The organism is Porphyromonas crevioricanis, from assembly GCF_900476255.1.
Classification (GTDB): domain Bacteria; phylum Bacteroidota; class Bacteroidia; order Bacteroidales; family Porphyromonadaceae; genus Porphyromonas; species Porphyromonas crevioricanis.
The window spans coordinates 1,200,768-1,219,967 of record NZ_LS483447.1; the positions used below are offsets into that span (position 1 = coordinate 1,200,768).

The window sequence follows — 19,200 nt, forward strand, 5'->3', positions numbered from 1 at the left end:
ATGCGAATACATCTTTGGAGATCAGATGGTGTTCCCTGTTGAGAGCCAATAATTTCCTGTTGTATGAGGTCGGAGAGTAAAGAAATAACAAAGTGGGTGGAGCTATATTCCGAACCTTTGCTTAATCGAGCTTTGTCAATGGTGGCAGACAAGGAGGATGCAATGGATTTGGTGCAGGAGGTCTTTATCTCTGCTTCGTCTGCCTATGACAGATTTCAGGGGAAAAGTAGTCCTCTGACCTGGCTGCAAAATATATTGAGAAACAAGATAGCCGACTTCTATCGAGATAGATACCGTAAGCCACAAGTAGTCAGTATGTCGGATTTTTTCGATCAGTCGGGCTCGTGGACAGACCACTCCGTCCTTCAAGAATGGTCTCCTAATCTCGAAGAGCCCGAGGATGAAAAGGCCTTGATGGATACGCTGGATAAATGTCTCGAACATCTGCCAGTCCATTGGCAAATCACGGTGAAACGATATTATATCGAAGAGAAAAAAGCCAATGAGGTTTGTCAGGAGTTGGATATTGCTACGACGAATTTGTGGAAGATCCTCCAGCGCAGTCGTATGCAATTGAGGAAGTGTATCGAATTAAATTGGTTTGAGAAATTATGACGAAGCTATTCGGCAAACTTATACACCTGCTCATCATGCCTTGCAGTCATGTGCCACAGTTGATAGAGCAGGAAAGATCCGGCAAGCTGCCTCTCTTGCAGAAAGTGCGCCTGCGTGCCCATCTGTCTATATGTAAGTGGTGTGCCGCTTATGCGAGGAAAGTGGAGCAAATAGACAAGTTCCTCACGAAAAAGTATGAGGGAGGAGAAAAAAAAGATCGATTTGAAAGTTCTGAAATACAGGATTTTAAGGATAGGATCAAAAAGAAAATGACACCATAGCCCTATTTCTCCTGTCAGGATTACGAGCCTTTGCCGACTATACGTACAGAAATCCCCTTGGAGACTTTCGCATACTAATTGGTTGCATTGGCGTAATCGAAGAAAACTGATAGGATGAAAACAAGAAAACAACTGCTCTCAGGTAGAGGTATCTATCACCGGATCGGGTCTTATGTTGCCCTTTGGGGTATGGCCGTTATCCTTATATAGATAGGTATATTCAAGTTTACACCGATGGAAGCGGCTGCCATTAGGCCTTTGCTGGAGCATCATCCCATCACATTTTGGGTATATGATGTGTTCGGCGTCCAATTTGTCTCTATTCTCGTAGGTTTGGCTGAGATCTCGGTAGCTCTTTTGCTACTGCTTTCGATCAGAGTTCATTCTCTGAGGAGATACGCCGGACTGGGGATAACTTTCATATTCCTTTTTACGCTCAGCTTTCTCTTCTTCACCTCCGGTATGTGGAAGGTGAGGGATGGTGTACTCATAACCGATTACTTTATACTTAAGGATATAGCGTATCTCGGATTCGGATTGATGCTTTTGGATGCTCCGAAGAACAGCTAACAATAAAATCAGAAAAAGATGAAAAAGGCAAGTATTTTAATTTTCTCGATCGCAGCTCTCTCTCTTGTATTTGCGAGAACACAAGTCGTACAAACGAAAGAAAATAGGAAGGAAAAAATGGAAGACGTGAAAATGAAGAAGGAGATATATCTGGCCGGAGGGTGTTTCTGGGGTACAGAGCATTTTCTGAAACAAATTCGAGGTGTGATAAAAACCGAAGTTGGCTATGCAAATGGCAAGGGAGAGCATCCCGACTATAAGAGCGTATCGACCGGAGAACCCGGCTTTGCCGAAACAGTGAAAGTCGAATATGCTCCGGATCAGATCAGTCTGGAGAAATTGTTGGATTTATTTTTCGAGACTATCGACCCTACTGCTGTGAATAAGCAAGGGAATGATGTGGGGGTACAGTATAGAACAGGTATCTACTATACCGACATGGCCGACGCTCCCATGGTAAGGGCTTCCATAGACAAGCTCGCAGCAATGCATTCGCAACCGATAGCTATCGAAAGCAAGGCTTTGGAGAACTACTATACAGCTGAGGAATATCATCAGGACTATTTGGACAAGCATCCCAACGGATATTGCCATATCCCCAAGAGTCTGTTCCAGATGGCTCGCGAAGCAAATCCCGCCTTTTCGGAAGAGAAATATATACGTATGACCGATGAAGATCTGAAAGAAAAACTCACTCCGCTGCAATACGATGTTACACGCAACAATGCTACCGAAGCTCCTTTCAGAAATGAGTATTGGGATGAATTCGGGGAAGGGATTTATGTGGATATCACTACTGGTGAACCGCTCTTTGTCTCCACTGACAAATTTGAGTCGGGTTGTGGCTGGCCGAGCTTTTCCAAGCCGATAGACAAGACGCTTGTCATGGAGAAAACGGATAAGTCGTACGGTATGGTTCGCACCGAAATCCGGAGCAAAACGGGGGATGCCCATTTGGGGCATGTATTCAACGATGGGCCTGCGGAGAAGGGAGGTTTGAGGTATTGTATCAATAGTGCTGCCTTGCGCTTTATCCCCAAGGAAAAAATGAAAGAAGAAGGATATGAAGACTATATTTTCTTGCTAAAAAAGGAATTACCATTCAAAACCAAACAAATTTAGAAATCATGAAAAAGAATCTATTCAAAGCCGGACTCTCGACTATCGCTCTGGCGAGTATGACCTTCGTTGTTTCCTGCAAAAAAAATGACGAAATGAAAGCCCCGATGACCGGTGATATGCGCACTTTTACTGTTGAAAATATCGTTACACCGAAGTTGTTTGTGCAGAGTGGAACTTTCAAAGGTGTTGGGAGCAAGGAGATAAATCTCCCGATCATTCTACCCGGGCAGAGTGTTGACTTCAAGTTCAAGGCCGGTAAAGGGCAAGCTCTGATGTTCGTTACGATGTATGGAAAATCGAAAGACTGGTTTTTTGCCTCTCAACAGCCCGGTATCAACTTGTTCGACAAACAGGGCCGAGCCATACAGGGTGATGTCTCTTCTCAGGTCAGACTGTGGGACAACGGAACCAAAAACGACCAGACAGGAGATGTTGAGTCTAAACCTATTATGCAAGTTCCGGGCGTGGATGCTTCTAAATTGATGAATTTGAAGTTGGCGTACGAAGAGAAGACATCCGAGTTTACGCTTACTATAATGAATACCTCTGCTGATACCCCGAACGAAACACCGTTCTCTCCGGGTGTATGGGCTGTTTCTAACTTCGACGGTAGCAAGCTTCTTGCAGAAAAGCCCTTCTTCACTCCCAATGAGAAGTCCAATCCGGAGATTACAAATATCGCCCAGATGGGTAACATTGATAAGTTGAAGGAAAAGGTAGAAGCCAATACGGGTATTATCACCGGTATCTCACCTGTATTCCTCGTTGTCTATCGTGGAGACAAAAACCCTATTTATCAGCTTGGAGAGAAAGACCCCGGCCTGGGGTTGAAGAACTTGTCGCAAGCGGGGGATGTGAGCAAGCTGATGAAAAACCTGAAGGCGATGAAAGGTGTAAAAGGGATCTACGTGGCAGGCAATGCCCCCATTGGCCCTGGAAAGATGGCAATGGTGCAGTATAAGGCCGAAGAAGGTGATATGTTGGCCTATGCTACTATGTTCGGATTTTCAAACGACTGGTTCTATGCCAACGAACAGGCTGTATTGGCTCTGTCAAACGGAAATGTGACAAAAAGTACAGCGTTATTTGACTCGGGTACGGGGGTGGATCAATTCCCCGGAGCTGGAAATCGACAGGCCCTTTTTGGTGGGACTCCCCAGATGGAGAGTAATCCGATCAGCAAAGTAGGGAATGCCTTCCCTGTACCTCCAGTAGATCAGGTATTGAGAATCACAATTAAATAAATTGGTTTTCGGGAGAGTCTGTAACGATCTGTTGTCTTCATTGCAGTTAGTGCGGACTCTCCATTTTATCTCTCTTTTCTTTTTCTATCTCTTCTGATGTGTCTGTAGGCTCAAGTATCCGAGAGGATATGCGGGCTTGCAGATCGTCGTTTAGTATGATGACCTAAGTATAGGTGATCGAAGAATAATGGCAAATCATTACACAGCTCAAGACTGCTGCATAACACGGTATTCGCTGCGTTGCTTTCGACATTCGGGCTTGATCATGATGATAGGTATACTCCTCATATTCTCAGTCTCAATGTCTTACTTTCTCTGCATTCAGCAAAGTCAACAAAATGGTAAGTTTTAATTGCCTTTTTGAGACCTATACCAAGGTCTCAAGTCCCCTATATCTCTCTTTGTTTCGGCTACTTTGTGTGCCGGCTGCGTCTTTCTTTATGAATAATCGTGGAGGGGGTTAAATAGACTGCTCCGATTGCTTTTGTGCCAGGTATTCTCGGGCTACAAGGCAGAGCTCCTCGTACCACTCCTCGCCATAGGCTCTGATGAGAGGCTCTTTCAAGAATTGGTATATGGGTATTCCCATCTTACGGCCCAACTTGATAGCACATTTGCAAATGCTCCATTGTTGATAGTTGAGTGCTGTAGCTCCTCCATAATACTTCTGCACCCGAATGGGATAGAGGTGGCAACTGATCGGTTTGAGAAAATCGGTTTCCCCTTCTCTGTATAGCCTCTCTATAGCGCATTGGCAACGACCTTTTGAGTCGTAGGTGGTAAATACGCAGTCTTTTCCATTGACGATTTGGGTAACTTCTTCTCCATCCTCGTCTATATAACTGATCCCCTCTTCTTCGATTAGTTTTTTTGCTTGTGGAGAAATGAGGTCTTGCAGGAGAGGTAGTAAGGCCCTGATTTTGTCTGCCTCTCCGGCAGCCAGAGGTGCACCGTTGTCGCCTTCTACACAACAGATCCCTTTACATACATCGTAGTCGCATACAAATTGTTGGTCTATGATGTCCAGACTTACCAGCTTGTCTCCTATATATATCATGTGAATGTCGTTTAATGGACTGAATCGATCTACAAATGAAGCACTTCGGCTGTCTTATCCACAGGCAAGGACGAAGACAGACGAAGTGCTGCTTGGGTTGGGTGGAAGCTATTCTTCCAGCAAGTCGAGTCCGATCCCAACCGAATCGTCCTCTTCGCTATGTTGATTCTCTTCGCTGCTACCGCAGGGCGAGAAGCCTTTGGGGATCTCAAAAGCCTCGTTCGGGTCGTATCCGAGAGACCTATTCGAGTAAACGAGTCGCATAAACTCCCCGAAAATAGGCAAAGCTGAGGCTGCTCCCTGACCGATGGACATGGAGTCGAAGTGAATACTTCTATCTTCTCCTCCTACCCAACAACCGGCTACCAGAGAAGGAGTGAAGCCGACAAACCAGGCATCGCTATGATTCTGCGTTGTACCTGTTTTGCCACCAAGAGGCATCTTGAGGTTGTGACGAGAGCGCAACCTGCCACCTGTACCACCATCTATCACCGCTCTCATCATCGTGAGCATCTTGAGGGCAGCATCTTGAGAGAGAACTTCTGTAGTTTTGGGAACGAAATTGGCCAAAACATTGCCATGCTGATCTTCTATGCGAGTAATGAAAAGCGGATCGACACGAATTCCGTTGCCGACAAAAGTACTGTAGGCACTGACCATCTCTCCTATCGAAGCATCTGCTGTACCGAGACAGAGAGATACATCCGGGTACTCTATGATGCCATTTAGCCCGTAGCTTCTGAGCAGCCGCACAAAAGTATAAGGAGAGGTCAGCCCCATAAGGTATGCCGTTACCCAGTTGTCGGAATTTTGCAAGCCCCACTTGATACTTACCATTTCTCCCACACGTCGGCTTGAACCTCGAGGTGTCCATGGTTTTCCTCCCTGTGTGTAGAGCGTTTGTGGTACATGCAGCATCATATCGCAAGGTGTGAGCCCATCGGTCATGGCAAGGGAATAGAGGAAAGGTTTGATTGTAGATCCCACCTGTCTTCTCCCTCTACTCACCATGTCGTATTGGAAAGTTGCGAAGTTAATCCCTCCTACATAGGCTTTGATATGCCCATTGTGCGGGTTCATGGCCATGAACCCTGTCCGCATTAGACTTTTGAGGTACACAATGGAGTCGAGAGGGGACATCACGGTATCTCTCATACCTTGCCAGCTCCAGACTTGCATCTTACGTTTCTTGTTGAAAGAAGCCAGTATCTCTGCTTCGGAAAGACCTTCTTTTTGTGCTACTCTCCAGCGATCGGATTGTCGCATGGCCCGTTTGAGGATTTGTTGTTTCTCTTCTTTGCCTATTTGGGAGGAGAAGGGAGCATAAGATTTCCCTGCTTTTTCTCTGTCGAAAGCCGGTTGCAGTACATCAGCCATTTGCTTGCGCACAGCCTGTTCGGCATAGCGTTGCATGGGAAGAGAAAGAGTGGTGTATATCTTTAATCCATCGGTGTAGAGATTTTTCCCATTTTTTTCACACCAGCCATAGGCTGGGTCTGTTTCCCAAGCCAAGCTATCGGCCGTATATTCCTCTTTTTGCCAAGATGCATAGTTCGATCGCTTGGGTTTTTTTGCCGAGAGCATTAACCGTACTCGTTCTCGGAAATAGGGAGCTTCTCCCTCCTTGTGGCTATTCCTGTGGAAAGAGATACGTAGTGGAAGCTTGGATATGGAGTCGCATTGCGCTTGAGTCAGGTAGTTGGCTTTGGCCATTTGTTCCAGCACAACATTCCGGCGCATCAAAGAGCGTTCTACAGAAGCCTCCAATACAGGATTGTATGCAGCCGGGTTTTTACACATACCAACCAAAGTGGCTGCTTCTTGTATATTCAGGTTTTCTGGGCTTTTCCCGAAGTAAGTGTAGGCGGCTGATCGGATCCCTACGGCATTGTACAAGAAGTCGAATTGATTGAGGTACATCGAGAGGATCTCGTCCTTGGTATAGTAGCGTTCCAGTTGGATCGCAATAATCCACTCAATAGGCTTCTGCAACACTCGGGTAAACACATTTTCGGCTGTAGGGGAGTAAAGCATCTTGGCCAGCTGCTGTGTGATGGTAGAGCCTCCTCCTCCGCTTTTTTGCCCTAGCAGACCTCTCTTGACTATTGCGCGCGACAAAGCTCGATAGTCTATGCCGGAGTGCTGCCGGAAGCGCACGTCTTCAGTTGCAATGAGGGCATTTACGATATTATCCGACAAGTCGTTGTAAGAAACGTACACCCGATTGGCTCCGGATTGAGAATAGGAGCCTAATACTTCGCCTTCAGCAGAGAATACCTGTGAGGCGAATTTGTCGATCGGGTTTTGTAGTTGCTCGATGGCAGGCATATAACCAATAGCCCCCTTAGCTATGAGAGTGACAACGACCAATAGGCCAATCCAAAAGAGACCGAAGAGTCCCCAGAGGGTTCCGAGGATGATTTTGGTGCTTTTCTTCATTTATTCTTTTGTATCGATGTGTAATACTATACTTTTTGCACGCCCAAAGGTAGCAAAGCTATCCCGATACCGAGACAGAGGGTTCGAGCTTTGCGGGGGATAGGTATCCGAATACGATCGCTCTGTTTCGCCTTTCCCCTCGCTCATGGATTGCATGATGCTTATTGTGTCAGGTTGAATCGTAGAGAGACTCCAAAATTGCTGTTTCGTATCGGGAAAGAGGCCGTACTCACCAACGGTCGATTTAGATCCCAGTCATAGAAAGCTCGGAATGTGAGCATTCTACTGATTTGGTAGTCTGCACTGATCTTAATTTTTACAGCGAGGTTTCCGGCTGTTGCCTGAGAGAATCGGTCTTGTATCTTGCGAATGAGGGTTGAGGAGTTGTTAATGCTAAACTCTGCTCTTGTGGTGAGAGCTCCTCCGCTTCGTTGAGGCATTTCTTTTGCCTTCTTTCCCTTGGGCTTACGTCGTAGACCTATTTTTTTTGCAAAGTCGTTTTCCTTATAACTCAAAGTGACAGAGGCCTCGTTGGTCGATGTCTCTATAATCTGGAAGGCGGACAGATTGAGCTTTATGTTCCTGCGCTTTCTCCATTCTGTAGCCACTCCAATGCCGTTGAGGAAGGTCATATCCACCCCGATGAGAGGATAGAAGCTCTCATCCAGAGTAACCCCAGGGATCTCATACGGAGCAGCCCCGATGAAATTGTTGTTTGCAGAGACAGACGGATCTCCTTTGATGAATTGATCTTGCACTGTTATTGCTTGTTGTGCCCTTGGCAAAAATCCCAAATTATCATCGGTATCGGAGGCTGGTACCCAAGAGAGGGAGGAGGTATAGCTGTCTACCCGATAGGTGGAGGTATAGGAATGCCTGATACTGAAGTTGCTGAATATCGCTCGGAATGCTGGGAGTTTGGATAAGCCATTGTAGGAGATATTCCAGTTCGGCATTATCGATGCAAGAGCTGGGAATGGGTTTAGCCCTATCTTGTCAGGGTTGCCCATCATGGTATAGGAGGAGAGGAAGGCCGGGATAAGTACTTCGGGGCTGTTTTGCCTGATGTCGAGTTGGTTTATATCTATTTCTTTCCCAGCCAAGCCTTTTTCTATGAAAGGAGACGAGTGTGGATAACGTCCGCCCTGATAGGACTGTCTGATTCGCTCGGTAATCCGTTCTCTTGCATTGAGGAAGTTATTGAAGTCGGGAGAGGAATAGCCATCACGGCCATCCGCAGAGAAAAAGAAGCCTTTTAGCCCGATTATCGTCATCACAAAGTTCCCGCCATAGGTCTGTGGAGATCCATTCAGAGCATAGCTTGTCTGTGTCTGTCTGGAGTCGGATCGTTTGGCTGATAGGGTAATCCGCAACTCTTTGATTGGCTCCAAAGTGAGTTTGGCATCGACGTTGTCCGATACCGTATAAGCTGCTGGATTCACATTCTGTTCGGATCTGAGCAGCCAGCCTTTTTCGTTTGCTTTGGATACGAAACTATTGTCTGTGAGGCCGAAAGCAAAGTCCAGACCGGGGGCCAGCCCCTCTGGCAGATGCCCTTGACCTCCTGCTGCCTGTATATTGGGGAGGAACCCAGGGAGATTGAGTCCGGAACTACGTTTGTAACTGAGAGAGAAGTCCCGTATACCCATCAAGAAGTAACCTATCCGATCTCCCAATCCCTGAAGCAGTGGGTTTTCTTTGGGGAGAGGGGCTGTCATGCTGATTTCTATCTCTACGCTGTCCTTGTTGAGTATCTCTATCCTATTCCGGTCGAGCTTTCTGCTGCGGATAGGGTAGGGTTTGCCGTCGACTTTTGCAGTGATTAGTGCCGGATAGTTCTTGAGCCCGTGCTCAATAATGGTCGTACTATCGGTTTTCAGCTTCACTCGCTGTATTGTCGGAGGGGGGAGTTGAGACTTCTTTTTCTCCTTGCCGGCAGGTCTGTTTATTCTCTCTTCCACACCCTTGAAGTACGGAATTTTGCGCATGAGTTTTACCAAACTCAGGTTGATGCGTCCATCGAGACTCAACTGGTTGCGGATAATATTCCCTACTTCCAGACCCTGAGCAGCCCGTGCCCCCTTGTCCCAGTTGTACGTGGCATTGTAGTTGGCAGAGCCATCTATCCACTCCAAAGCCGGTATCTTGGTTGTCGGCAGGGTATACGAAGCTGTGGCCACCTGATCGTAGTGCAGGGGGGTCCCCAGCTGACGAAGAGACATCATTACGGAGTCTTGCCAGACTTTGTACTGGTCGGGGTTTAACTCTCTATTTACCTGAACGTGGGGCTCCTCTATGCGAGCATTGGTTCCGGAGCGGAAAGAGAGTCGCAAGGAGTTGGTCAGGTTCCAATTGACAGACAGAGAGCGATCCCATATAAAACTTTGCATGAAAGTCGCCGGAAGTTTTACGCCTTCCCCGATGCCGGGATTGAAGTTGCGTACCTGTTGCTCTTGGTAGTTACGCACCAGATTGGTTCGGAGATTTATCCTATTAGGAAGCAGATTGATGCCCCATTCGCTCAGTCCCTTTCCATCCCCTTGTGTCGGTTGCTTTTGCCTTAGATTTCGGCGAGGAAGGTTCCCTATTTCTGTATTTGCATTTTGTTTCTCCTTTCTTTTTTCTCCTTTTGAGAGGAAAGCAAAAGGTTTGAAAGGAGGCAGCAGCGGAGCATAGTCGTAGGTGATGCCTGCATTCCAATTGGTCGTCTTGTCGTACTCGATATCCGGTGTATGCTTGTCCACACCCGTAAAGGCGTAGTTGAAAGAGAAGTTGGCCGGATCGTACGGCATTGGATTTTTACTTTTGATATTGATCCTCATGTTGGCCAAAGACAAGCTCTTGGAGGTGTTCCTTGATATCGTAAGGCGTTCTATCGAATCTCTTTGGCTTTTGTTGGGTGCTGCATTTAATGCTTCTCGTAGCAGAACATCCTGATCAAGAGGATTGTACTGCGGGGTGATTACTTCGTCCGAGATCGTATAGTAGAGGGGTATCGACACATTTGCTTTGGGAGGGAGCAGTTTGCCCAGTTCTATATTGGCGGTCAGGTTGAGCTGTCGGTTGTCCTCCAAAGAGCGTTGAGATAGGCGTTGATCCAAGGCTCCAAATCCGGCGGACGTATATCGCCCTCGCACGTTGAGGTTACCGAGGTCGGATAGTTGCACATTGAGATTGCCTCCTGCAGCCCAACCTCCTTCTTCCTGATAGTCAGTGACTCTCAATTCGTTTACCCATATCTCCACACTTTTGATCTGGTTGGCTCCGTTACGAACCCCGATCATGATAGTTCGTACATTCGATAGGGAAGGATTTCCCAATACGCTGATAGTGGCACGGCTGTTGTCCGGGTCAGGGCGAGAGTAGAGCTTGTAGAAGCCCGACATGGAGTTTTCCGCATTTCTTCTCACCTTGAGGTTTGTGAGATTGCGTATGGAAACATCGAAATAGTTGGCATCCGGCCATACAGCGCGTCTGTCGGCATCGCTTTGCTGGCTGTAAACTCCCGAAGGTGTGATTTGCAAAGGCACCGCATATTCGTAGTAGTTATTGCGGTAGTCCGATCCCAGACGAATGAAAGCATATAGATCTCCTGTGGTGGTACCGGTGTCTTCCTCCAGAACCCTCTCAGCGTGGGTGAACATTTGGAGCCTGCTGTATCGCCTCAGATCATATTGCACATTCTTATATACCGCTCTGGCATCTCCCGGAGCCAAGTGGTGTATTTTAAGGCTGAGCGATTGCTCATTTTGCTGTGTACTCTGGGCTTGTTGCGGATCCAAGGAGCGAAGAACTCCCGGCGGTAACACATAGTTGATCGGCTTGCGGTCTCCATTTTCCTCTATGTTTACTGCGCTGACTTCCATAGTTGCATCCGAAGTGGGAGCTGTGGAGGGGTCATGTAGCTCTTGGGTATAGCTACGCCAGTCTCCACGCACTAATTTGAGGGTGCCGAAGCGTAGTTTTGTCTCATCCTTGAATGAGGTCAGGTACATACGCATATAGCGAATTGTCTTGAAGTCGCTTATGCCACCGATTGAGTTTTGGTATTTGTGTACAGGGACTTTGAATTGGTACCAAGTTACCTCTCCCCACTGCCCGTTGCGAAGCTTAACCCTCGTATCCCTTTTGTCTACAATATGGTTGGAGCCAATCTGCATATCTTGAGGACGGAGCGAGATACGGTACTCGAAGTATTTCTCCGTCTCGTTCAGCGTATTGTCCTGGTTGATATCCTCTACGTCCGGCACAACGCGGCTGGCCACGCTAAATTCATCCCCTTCCCCGGCTTGTGCCGAGTTGCTTTCCGTGCCATTGTAGTACTTGTATCGCTCTATGATAGACAGACGTGAGGCATCGTAGTCCCGACCTCTATAGTGATGGAAGTTGTCCCCTGCTGGGTCGTTGAGAGGGCTTTGTGGATCCTCCTGCCACAAATTGAGAGTTTGAGCCGAGACAATCCCTTTGAGTTTGGCTATGTAGTCCGTGTAGGAGGAGAAGGCCAACTCCTCTTCCGTGCTGAGACCATTGAAGCCGACATCTTGCTTTTTGCGTGCTCCGGGGGTATTGTCGAAAGCATAACCTGTCCCTTGCCGTTTAGGCACTTTCCCCCAAACCGTTGTTTCGGTTGCATCGGGATCATCATTGATAGGCATCCCGTTTTCAAAGAACTTTTTCTCGTCTTTGAGCACTTCCTCCGATACTTCCCCCAGATTGATATACAGATCTCCCCCGCTTGCGGTGTTATCGTAGACAAAAGGATCCATGAGCCAAAACTCTATATACTCAATGTTAGAGGCTTCAAAGTCGCTTTGGTCTATCTTGCGCATGATCCCTCCCCACATCTTCTCCGGTCGGGTGAATAGTCCATCAGCCCCCATATCCACGGTGTTGAGGTTATACGGACCACGCTGACCGGGGTAGTAGGTCAGATTCAGGGTGTTGATGTAGCTCTGCTGGGCAATACTCTCTTCCCGGTAGGGAAAAAGTTCATTGGTCTCTATCTCGCGTACAAAGTGGTTGCTGAGTTGCTCCAAGTCGTTACGCAAATAAGAAGGAGTCAGAGAGCTATGCTCACGAGTAAAGAGAGGATCGATGTAATACCACGAGAGGAGTGCTCGCCTGTTGCCATATTCCAAGTCGTTGGTTTTGGCAGCCTCCGGAAAGAGAGGACTGGCTGTGTCTTGGAAAGGAGTGGAGCTTAGCATCCATGAATAGGGATTAAGCAGATCTATTGTGCTTTGTGAGCTTTCAAAGTCATCCAGATAGCTGTATCCTTTGGCATATCGACCTTCGTAATGCCCCGGTATCAGATGTGCAAATTCTGCATTAAGGCTGACTTCGGATGGCTTGGTGAGAGAGAGTAGGGGCAGGGCATCGAACATGTTGGTGAGCCATTGCGATTTGGTTCGGTAACTCATATTGATACCCCACAAGGTATTTTTCAGGGATTCCGATCCATAGGCCGTCTTCGTTGTCAGAGGCAATTCCGAAAGGTGCATGACGGTAGCACCGAGCGAAAAGTCCTTGCTGAAGTTGTAGTTCAAGTCCAATCCCAACATGGTCTTGCGTTGCATGTTGAAGAATCCCCTGTTTTCGAGAGATACATCTATGCGGCTGCCGGAAGCTAAGATACTCGGGTTGGTGATACGTACCGTACCGGACATATAGTCCACAGTGTAGTCTACGTTCTCGGTCAACAATACCCCCCCTGCCGTTACTCGTACAGAGCCGGGAGTGACATTCGTTGCTCCAAGAGAAATCTCACCGGAGGTTGAGGCTTGATACTCACCCCTGAGCAGGAATTTGTTCTTTTCGGCTACCTGCCTGGCTGCCACGGCTGTGGTATCATACAATTCCTGAAAGATGTATTTTTTCGCCAAGGCTTCTGACCCGAGGGCTTTGCCTAATGTTTTGCCGAAAGGCTGTACGGTGGGGAATATGATAAGTCCCTTTTGAGATAGCACGGTATAGCCCTCTACATAGTCAAAAGTTCCGTCAGGGTAGGGTTCTTGCCGTCTGTCCAGCCGGTCTGCACCCAGTACACCTAATAGCATTTTCCCTTTGATGGGGCCATCGTTGATAAAGGGTTGGGCGATGCCGGCCGAGTCGCTTTGGTAATATATGTCCAGCCGGAAGCGATCAGCCTGCACGTTGTACACATTCGGGCCAAGGGAATAGATGTTTTTCATCATCAAGTCCCAGTAAGGAGCCGAAGGAGTCTGATGTGTTCCTTTGAGTAGCTTGACGTAAAGGTTGTCATTCGATTGATCTGGCTTATCGGTAGAGAACTCTCCCACTTGATATACCTGCCCCCCGTAGGTGTATTCGAATGCTACCCCCAAGACTTCATCGGGAGAGAGTCTGGTGTTGAGAGACAAGTAACCTAAGTTGCTGTTCAGAGTGTAATCTTCGGATCTTAACCTGCGAGCACTCTCTATCTTTTCGTAGTCGCGCCCACTCTTGTACATAGCTCCGAGCAGTTGAGTGACTTTGTCTATTCGTCTGGCTCCCGGTATGGATAAGATTGTTTCGTATAGAGAGTTTGCCCTGTTGTCCGGCAGTCCGGCAGTAGATCCGGTGGGTGTTACGCCCGGGCTGCTGATGTGCTTTGTTTCTCCGAGATCTGAAAAGGCTACGATATTGCGTGCTTCGTCAAAAGCCCCTCGTTTGTTGGTTACCCAAACTTCTATTCTGTTGATTTTTACTCCGGAGCTGATAAAAGGCAGGGTGCTGAGTGCGTTGTCATATTCCTCCGAAAAGTAGTGTCCGAGGAAGAAGTGTCTGTTCTCATCGTAGGCATCTGCCGAAAGTTCAAAAGGCTGGGTCTGTGCTCCTCCTTGTGTAGATACATGTTTGGTCTCCGCCTCCTGCTGGCTGACCACAAGATCTACATCCAGCTTGCCGAACTGCATTTTGCTGTGTATGCCGAAGAGAGAAGATCCTCCTTGTATCAAAGAGTTACGGCTTGACATGGACACATCGCCAGCCTCTATCAATTTGATAATGTCGTCCTCTTCTCCTTCGTAGGACAGTTTGAGTTTCTTGGCATCGAAGTCGAAAGAAGACTCCGTGTTGTAGTTCATGTTGAAGTTCAGTTTGCTGCCAACTGAGGCTTGCATACTGAGCTGTATCTTTTCGTTGAAGTCGAAAAATGTGTGGTTGCGAGCTCTCTCCGGAAGAGAGAGGTTTTCGGTAGCATTCGTTTTGACTCCTGCGAGTACTTCGGCCGATCCTTGTGTGCGTAGTCTGATCCCACCGGGGCCGAATACTTTTTCTGCAGGACCCAATTCAAAGTTCATCTCCAGTGGGTTGAAGCTCTTTTTGCCTTCGCTCTCTGCTGCGGCCCTGTCTTTATCAAGGAAATAGCTGTGTACCCCTCTCTGTTGCATATATCGCAAATACTCCGTTGGGGTATAGGGGATCGGGGTGCCGATTGTCTTGCCTCCAAGCGTTGTGGTGAGTAAGTACATGCCAGTAACGGGATTGTAGACAAAAGATGTCTGTATATTATCCGGTGTTTTCAGATCCATGGGGTATCGTTTTTGCAGGTAACGATAATCCCTGGCTCCCAAAGGCTGTACGGGGAAGCGTAGCGTGTCTGTCGCTACGGAAGATGCTGCTGCGTGGATGTGCTCACGCCCTTGAGCAAAGGTCAGCACCACCGCCACCAAGAGGAGGAGAGTTGGCAGGATATGCAGCGATCGATATGGATGTGTGCGGTTCGAGGGGCTCACCTTGGTATGTTGCTGTATCAGAGACGGCGCAAAGCCTGTTTGATGAGGTCTTCCACTTCTATTGTCGGGTCGGATTCGCAAATTTGCTTGATCACTTTGTGAATTGCCGCTTCCCCAAAGCCCAGTAGCTTGAGGGCTGAAGAAGCCTCGGACCGGACTGCTGTTCGATTGGCACTCACAGCCTTCCCACTCTCGGCTGGTATGGTGTCGAGATCTATTTTCCCTTTTAGGTCTACAATGATGCGCTGTGCCGTTTTGAGTCCGATCCCTTTTACCGATTTCAGAGTCTCCGCTTCTCCCATAGAGATTGCGGTCATTAGTTCGGAGGGAGCGAAGGAGGAGAGAATGATGCGAGCTGTGGACGGCCCCACTCCGGATACGGTGGTCAGTTTGCCGAATAGCTGTTGCTCCAATTTTGTGGCAAATCCATATAAAGTATAGGTGTCCTCCCGAATAATTTCGCTTACCCACAGTTTGACTTCGGTTTTATCCCTTATTGCACTGTAGGTTGTGAGTGAAATATTTAGTTCATAGCCGACACCCGTGCAGTCTATGATTGCTGCGGTGGGGCTAATGTCGGCCAATTGGCCATGGAGGTATGCTATCATATCTCAATGAAGTGTTCGTTTGTCAGAAGCTTACAGTCTGTCGATTCTTACAATTAGGAATAGAAACAGACAATCTACAAACGCAAAAGTACTCATTTTGTTGCCCCCTATTCTCTTTGTCGGTGCTGTTGCTCTCAATGCCAGAGTGTGCTCTCTTTTGTTCAGAGGTATTGAGATCATAAGTATGCTATGGAGTTTGTTGCTTTTGAACCCCTTGGTTATCTCACCCAAGTTAACCTTTCTAAGAGCTATTTGTTTTCAACCTGAGCGGGACAAGTTATATATCAAGATTAGGAGTACTTCTCATGCTACTCATGAGTGCTCCCATTGTTTTGGCACAAGGCCGAATTTCCATGGAAATAGAAAAAGAGATGTACGAGGGAAGTGAAAATCCATAGAGCCCCGGTAGAAAGTTCTCCCTCTGTCCGTATTACGAGAAGCATGTTTGCTTCGATCCCGAAGAACCCCCTGTTTCTTGTTGTTTAATCTGATATATTTTGTAAAAAATCACTTCTGCAGAAAACCGGAAAAATAGGAGAGAAAAAGTCTCCGAAAACGAGTGAATACAAACCCTTTTTTGTCTTTCGTAACCACCTCCTGGAATGCCGATGAATAGGGCGTTCTGGAGGGGTCGATTTTTTCTCCTGAGAGAAATTTTGCTAACACAGGAGAAAACGTTTGCTCTCACAGGAGAGAATTTTTGCTCTCTCCCGTGTTAGCAAAAAATGGCTCCTATCAGAGTCAAAAAAGAGAGGGAAAATTCAGGCTAAAATGCCCCCAATCAAGTCAGAAAAACATCTCAAAATGATAACATAAAAGATTGGATATAAACAAAAATACAAATATAGATTGGCGAAGAAAGAGAGGTGTCTCGGATAATCTTTTCGATACTTCGGGAGAGGGATTATTCTCTTCTCTTTAGATAGGGCAGTAGCTGTCGGAATTGCAGGTTTCTTCTGTATGGAAAAACGAAGAGGTATTTTCTTACCTTTGCTACATCAAGTCACACGAAAACAAAGTAACTATGGCAAACAAAAGACAACTGAAAAAATACATTCATTCAATAGCCAGAGATCTTTACTCCGATATTTCTATGGCAGGAGTAATGCTCCCAGTGGAGCGTGAACAAGAAGCTGAGGATCTGCTTGCACGGATTATCGTGTGGGATGATAAGTATATCCGCATGGTGAGCCATCCGGATGAGAAGCGTAACCCTGTCAAAGTGCGCAAATACTTCAACAACTTGATCGACTCAGCTGCAGAGGAGATTCAGCAAGTTCAGGCAGAGCTGGAGAAGATTTACGACAGCTTGAGCAACTGATATATACAGACCTGTAAAAGAGCAGGGGCCTCATTTTTTTGAGGTCTCCTGCTTTGTTGTGTCTTTGCTTTAGCTCGCTTTAGCTCTTTGGGAGTGGAGAGCGTTTTTGATTGGTTTTATTTTTAGTCTGTATCTATGAACAAGAAAAGCATTGCACGTAGTATCCTCCGTCGCTGGGGGTGGAAGATTATTGATCCGCCAAGTGAGCCACAAAAGAGTGTGATATGTGTGGCACCACATACGAGTAACTACGATTTCATACTCGGAAAGCTCTACTATTGGGCCATAGGTCGGAAAGCCGGTTTTTTGATGAAAAAAGAATGGTTTTTCTTTCCTCTTGGTCTGGTCTTTCGTTCCATGGGAGGGATTCCGATCAATCGTTCCAAACGGAGCTCTACTGTGGAGCAAATGCGTATTTTTTTCTCTGGAGAGGGACAGCGACACGTTGCTATTACTCCGGAGGGAACTCGTAAGGCCAACGATAGGTGGAAGACGGGTTTTTTGCGCATTGCGCAAGGAGCAGGGGTACCGGTGCAGTTGGCAGTTATAGACTATCGACGGAAAGAATTGGGAATTTTTGAGATCTATCAGCCCACGGGCGATATAGAAGCAGATCTCCTCTATATCAGTTCGCGCTATTCTGCCGAACAGGCTCGCAAACCGGAACAGTTTGCATCCAACTGCACGAAATGAAAACAAACGAATCCCAACTACACTTGGCTGTTGCCCAGTACCCGGTCGATGAGAGAAGCCCCGAATCCAATTTGCTCGTTGTAGAGGATTTGCTCAGACATACAGAGGCAGATTTACTTGTCTTACCGGAGTGTTCGCTTTCGGGCTTTTCCACTGACTTCTCTTCTGTGGAACGGGCTGCTGCTTTCCCAGCCATAGACCGTTTGGCGGAGCTTTCCGCGCGCTACGGTGTCGCGCTGGCCGGATCGGCTTTTGTGAGACAAGGCGAACGTTATGCCAACAGGGGATTTCTTCTTTCTCCGGATGGTCGGGTTTGTTATCAGGACAAACGCCACCTTTTTAGTATGGCTGGCGAGACAGAGCTTCTGAATCCTGCTTCGGAGCGGAACATTTTTGAGTTTCTCGGGTGGCGTATTTTGCTTACGGTCTGCTATGATATCCGTTTCCCTGTGTGGTGCCGGAATGTAAATAATGAGTATGACCTATTGATCAATGTTGCCAATTGGCCAGAACCTCGTATTTCGGCGTATAAAATTCTTCTTCAAGCTAGAGCTTTGGAGAATTTATCTTATGTTGTCGGGGCAAACAGAGTAGGCCGTGATGAGAGAGGAATTAACTATACGGGAGAGTCTTCTGTCGTGGATTTCAAAGGGAAACATCTTGTGCAGTTGCCACTCAACGAAGCTAATTTGTCTTTTGTGTACCTCAGTAAAGAGGCTTTGGTTACTTTTAGGCAGAAATTCCCGGCCTGGAAGGACCGAGATCTGTTTTCTCTAGAAATATAGAATGTAGGAAATATCAATCACTGACAAATAATAAAATCAACACGGATATATCATGGATCAAATAGCTCGATTGGTAGCCTCCAAATTGCTTGAAGTAGAGGCTGTACGTCTACAACCGGACAAACCTTTCCTCTGGGCCTCCGGCTGGCATTCTCCCATTTATTGCGATAATCGCAAAACGCTCTCTTACCCGGATGTGCGTAGCACGGTCAGGGATGAATTGGCTGCTATGGTAACTCGTCTGTATCCACAGACCGAGTATATAGCAGGAGTAGCTACGGGAGCTATTGCGCAGGGAGCTTTGGTCGCAGACAAGTTGGGCCTCCCGTTTGTGTATGTACGCTCCAAGGCAAAAGATCATGGCATGGAGAATTTGATTGAGGGAGATCTTAAGCCCAATAGTCGAGTAGTAGTGGTAGAAGACTTGATCTCAACTGGAGGAAGCAGCCTGAAAGCTGTCGGAGCTCTGCGTGCAGCCGGAGCGGAAGTCCTCGGTATGGTTGCTATTTATACACATGGATTTGACGAGCCGGTACGCCGATTTGCGGAAGCCGAAGTGAAGCTGACAACACTCACTGACTACGACACTGTGATTGCTCAGGCTCTCGCAAGTGGTTACGTTGGTCAGGCTGATGTGGATATGCTTGCCCAGTGGAGGAAAGACCCTGCCAGCTGGAACCCTGCTGTCAAGTAAGCCTTTCTGAAAAATCTCCAAAACGCACAAAACCT

13 protein-coding genes are annotated in these 19,200 nt (G+C 47.3%); 9 read left to right on the forward strand and 4 right to left on the reverse strand.

Annotated elements, in window-relative coordinates; genetic code table 11:
- Positions 1 to 63 precede the first annotated feature (63 nt).
- From DQN70_RS05250 to DQN70_RS05270, 5 genes are all read left to right on the forward strand, one after another.
- Positions 64 to 615, forward strand: a complete 552-nt coding sequence (locus DQN70_RS05250; protein WP_023939323.1) for a sigma-70 family RNA polymerase sigma factor — start codon at positions 64 to 66, stop codon at positions 613 to 615.
- Positions 612 to 896, forward strand: coding sequence for a hypothetical protein (locus tag DQN70_RS05255; protein WP_023937413.1), 285 nt, complete (start codon positions 612 to 614; stop codon positions 894 to 896). Before DQN70_RS05250 ends, DQN70_RS05255 begins: the two co-directional genes overlap by 4 nt.
- Before the next feature lie 216 nt (positions 897 to 1,112).
- The gene (locus DQN70_RS05260) at positions 1,113 to 1,466 is read left to right on the forward strand and encodes a YkgB family protein (RefSeq protein ID WP_262501285.1); all 354 of its coding nucleotides are present in this window, start codon (positions 1,113 to 1,115) and stop codon (positions 1,464 to 1,466) included.
- A gap of 18 nt (positions 1,467 to 1,484) precedes the next feature.
- Positions 1,485 to 2,588 (forward strand): peptide-methionine (R)-S-oxide reductase MsrB, encoded by a 1,104-nt coding sequence (gene msrB / locus DQN70_RS05265; protein ID WP_023937410.1) that lies wholly within the window; start codon positions 1,485 to 1,487, stop codon positions 2,586 to 2,588.
- Between the two features lie 5 nt (positions 2,589 to 2,593).
- The gene (locus tag DQN70_RS05270) at positions 2,594 to 3,832 is read left to right on the forward strand and encodes a spondin domain-containing protein (RefSeq protein WP_023939324.1); all 1,239 of its coding nucleotides are present in this window, start codon (positions 2,594 to 2,596) and stop codon (positions 3,830 to 3,832) included.
- 460 nt (positions 3,833 to 4,292) lie between these two features.
- Here DQN70_RS05270 and DQN70_RS05275 read toward each other — a convergent pair whose 3' ends face one another.
- The 4 genes from DQN70_RS05275 to ruvA all read right to left on the reverse strand — a co-directional run bounded on the left by DQN70_RS05275 (position 4,293) and on the right by ruvA (position 15,672).
- On the reverse strand, positions 4,293 to 4,889 hold the full coding sequence (locus DQN70_RS05275; RefSeq protein WP_023939325.1) for a DUF3109 family protein: 597 nt from the start codon (positions 4,887 to 4,889) through the stop codon (positions 4,293 to 4,295).
- Positions 4,890 to 4,997: 108 nt separating this feature from the next.
- On the reverse strand, positions 4,998 to 7,328 hold the full coding sequence (locus DQN70_RS05280; protein ID WP_023937406.1) for a transglycosylase domain-containing protein: 2,331 nt from the start codon (positions 7,326 to 7,328) through the stop codon (positions 4,998 to 5,000).
- Between the two features lie 161 nt (positions 7,329 to 7,489).
- Positions 7,490 to 15,064 (reverse strand): T9SS outer membrane translocon Sov/SprA, encoded by a 7,575-nt coding sequence (gene sov, locus DQN70_RS05285; RefSeq protein ID WP_023939326.1) that lies wholly within the window; start codon positions 15,062 to 15,064, stop codon positions 7,490 to 7,492.
- Positions 15,065 to 15,081: 17 nt separating this feature from the next.
- Entirely contained in the window at positions 15,082 to 15,672 is a 591-nt protein-coding gene (gene ruvA, locus DQN70_RS05290) for a Holliday junction branch migration protein RuvA (protein ID WP_023937403.1), read from the reverse strand.
- A gap of 1,024 nt (positions 15,673 to 16,696) precedes the next feature.
- Here ruvA and DQN70_RS05300 point away from each other — a divergent pair.
- The 4 genes from DQN70_RS05300 to pyrE all read left to right on the forward strand — a co-directional run bounded on the left by DQN70_RS05300 (position 16,697) and on the right by pyrE (position 19,165).
- A complete protein-coding gene (locus tag DQN70_RS05300) occupies positions 16,697 to 16,993 on the forward strand; it encodes a hypothetical protein (protein ID WP_023937394.1) in 297 nt (98 codons plus the stop codon).
- A 135-nt stretch (positions 16,994 to 17,128) separates the two neighbouring features.
- Positions 17,129 to 17,686, forward strand: a complete 558-nt coding sequence (locus DQN70_RS05305) for a lysophospholipid acyltransferase family protein (protein ID WP_036887442.1) — start codon at positions 17,129 to 17,131, stop codon at positions 17,684 to 17,686.
- Entirely contained in the window at positions 17,683 to 18,471 is a 789-nt protein-coding gene (locus tag DQN70_RS05310) for a nitrilase-related carbon-nitrogen hydrolase (protein ID WP_023939330.1), read from the forward strand. The genes DQN70_RS05305 and DQN70_RS05310 overlap by 4 nt, the downstream gene beginning before the upstream one ends.
- A 52-nt stretch (positions 18,472 to 18,523) precedes the next feature.
- Positions 18,524 to 19,165: an orotate phosphoribosyltransferase gene (gene pyrE / locus DQN70_RS05315; protein ID WP_023939331.1), complete on the forward strand. Its 642-nt coding sequence runs from the start codon at positions 18,524 to 18,526 to the stop codon at positions 19,163 to 19,165.
- Positions 19,166 to 19,200: the final 35 nt, after the last annotated feature.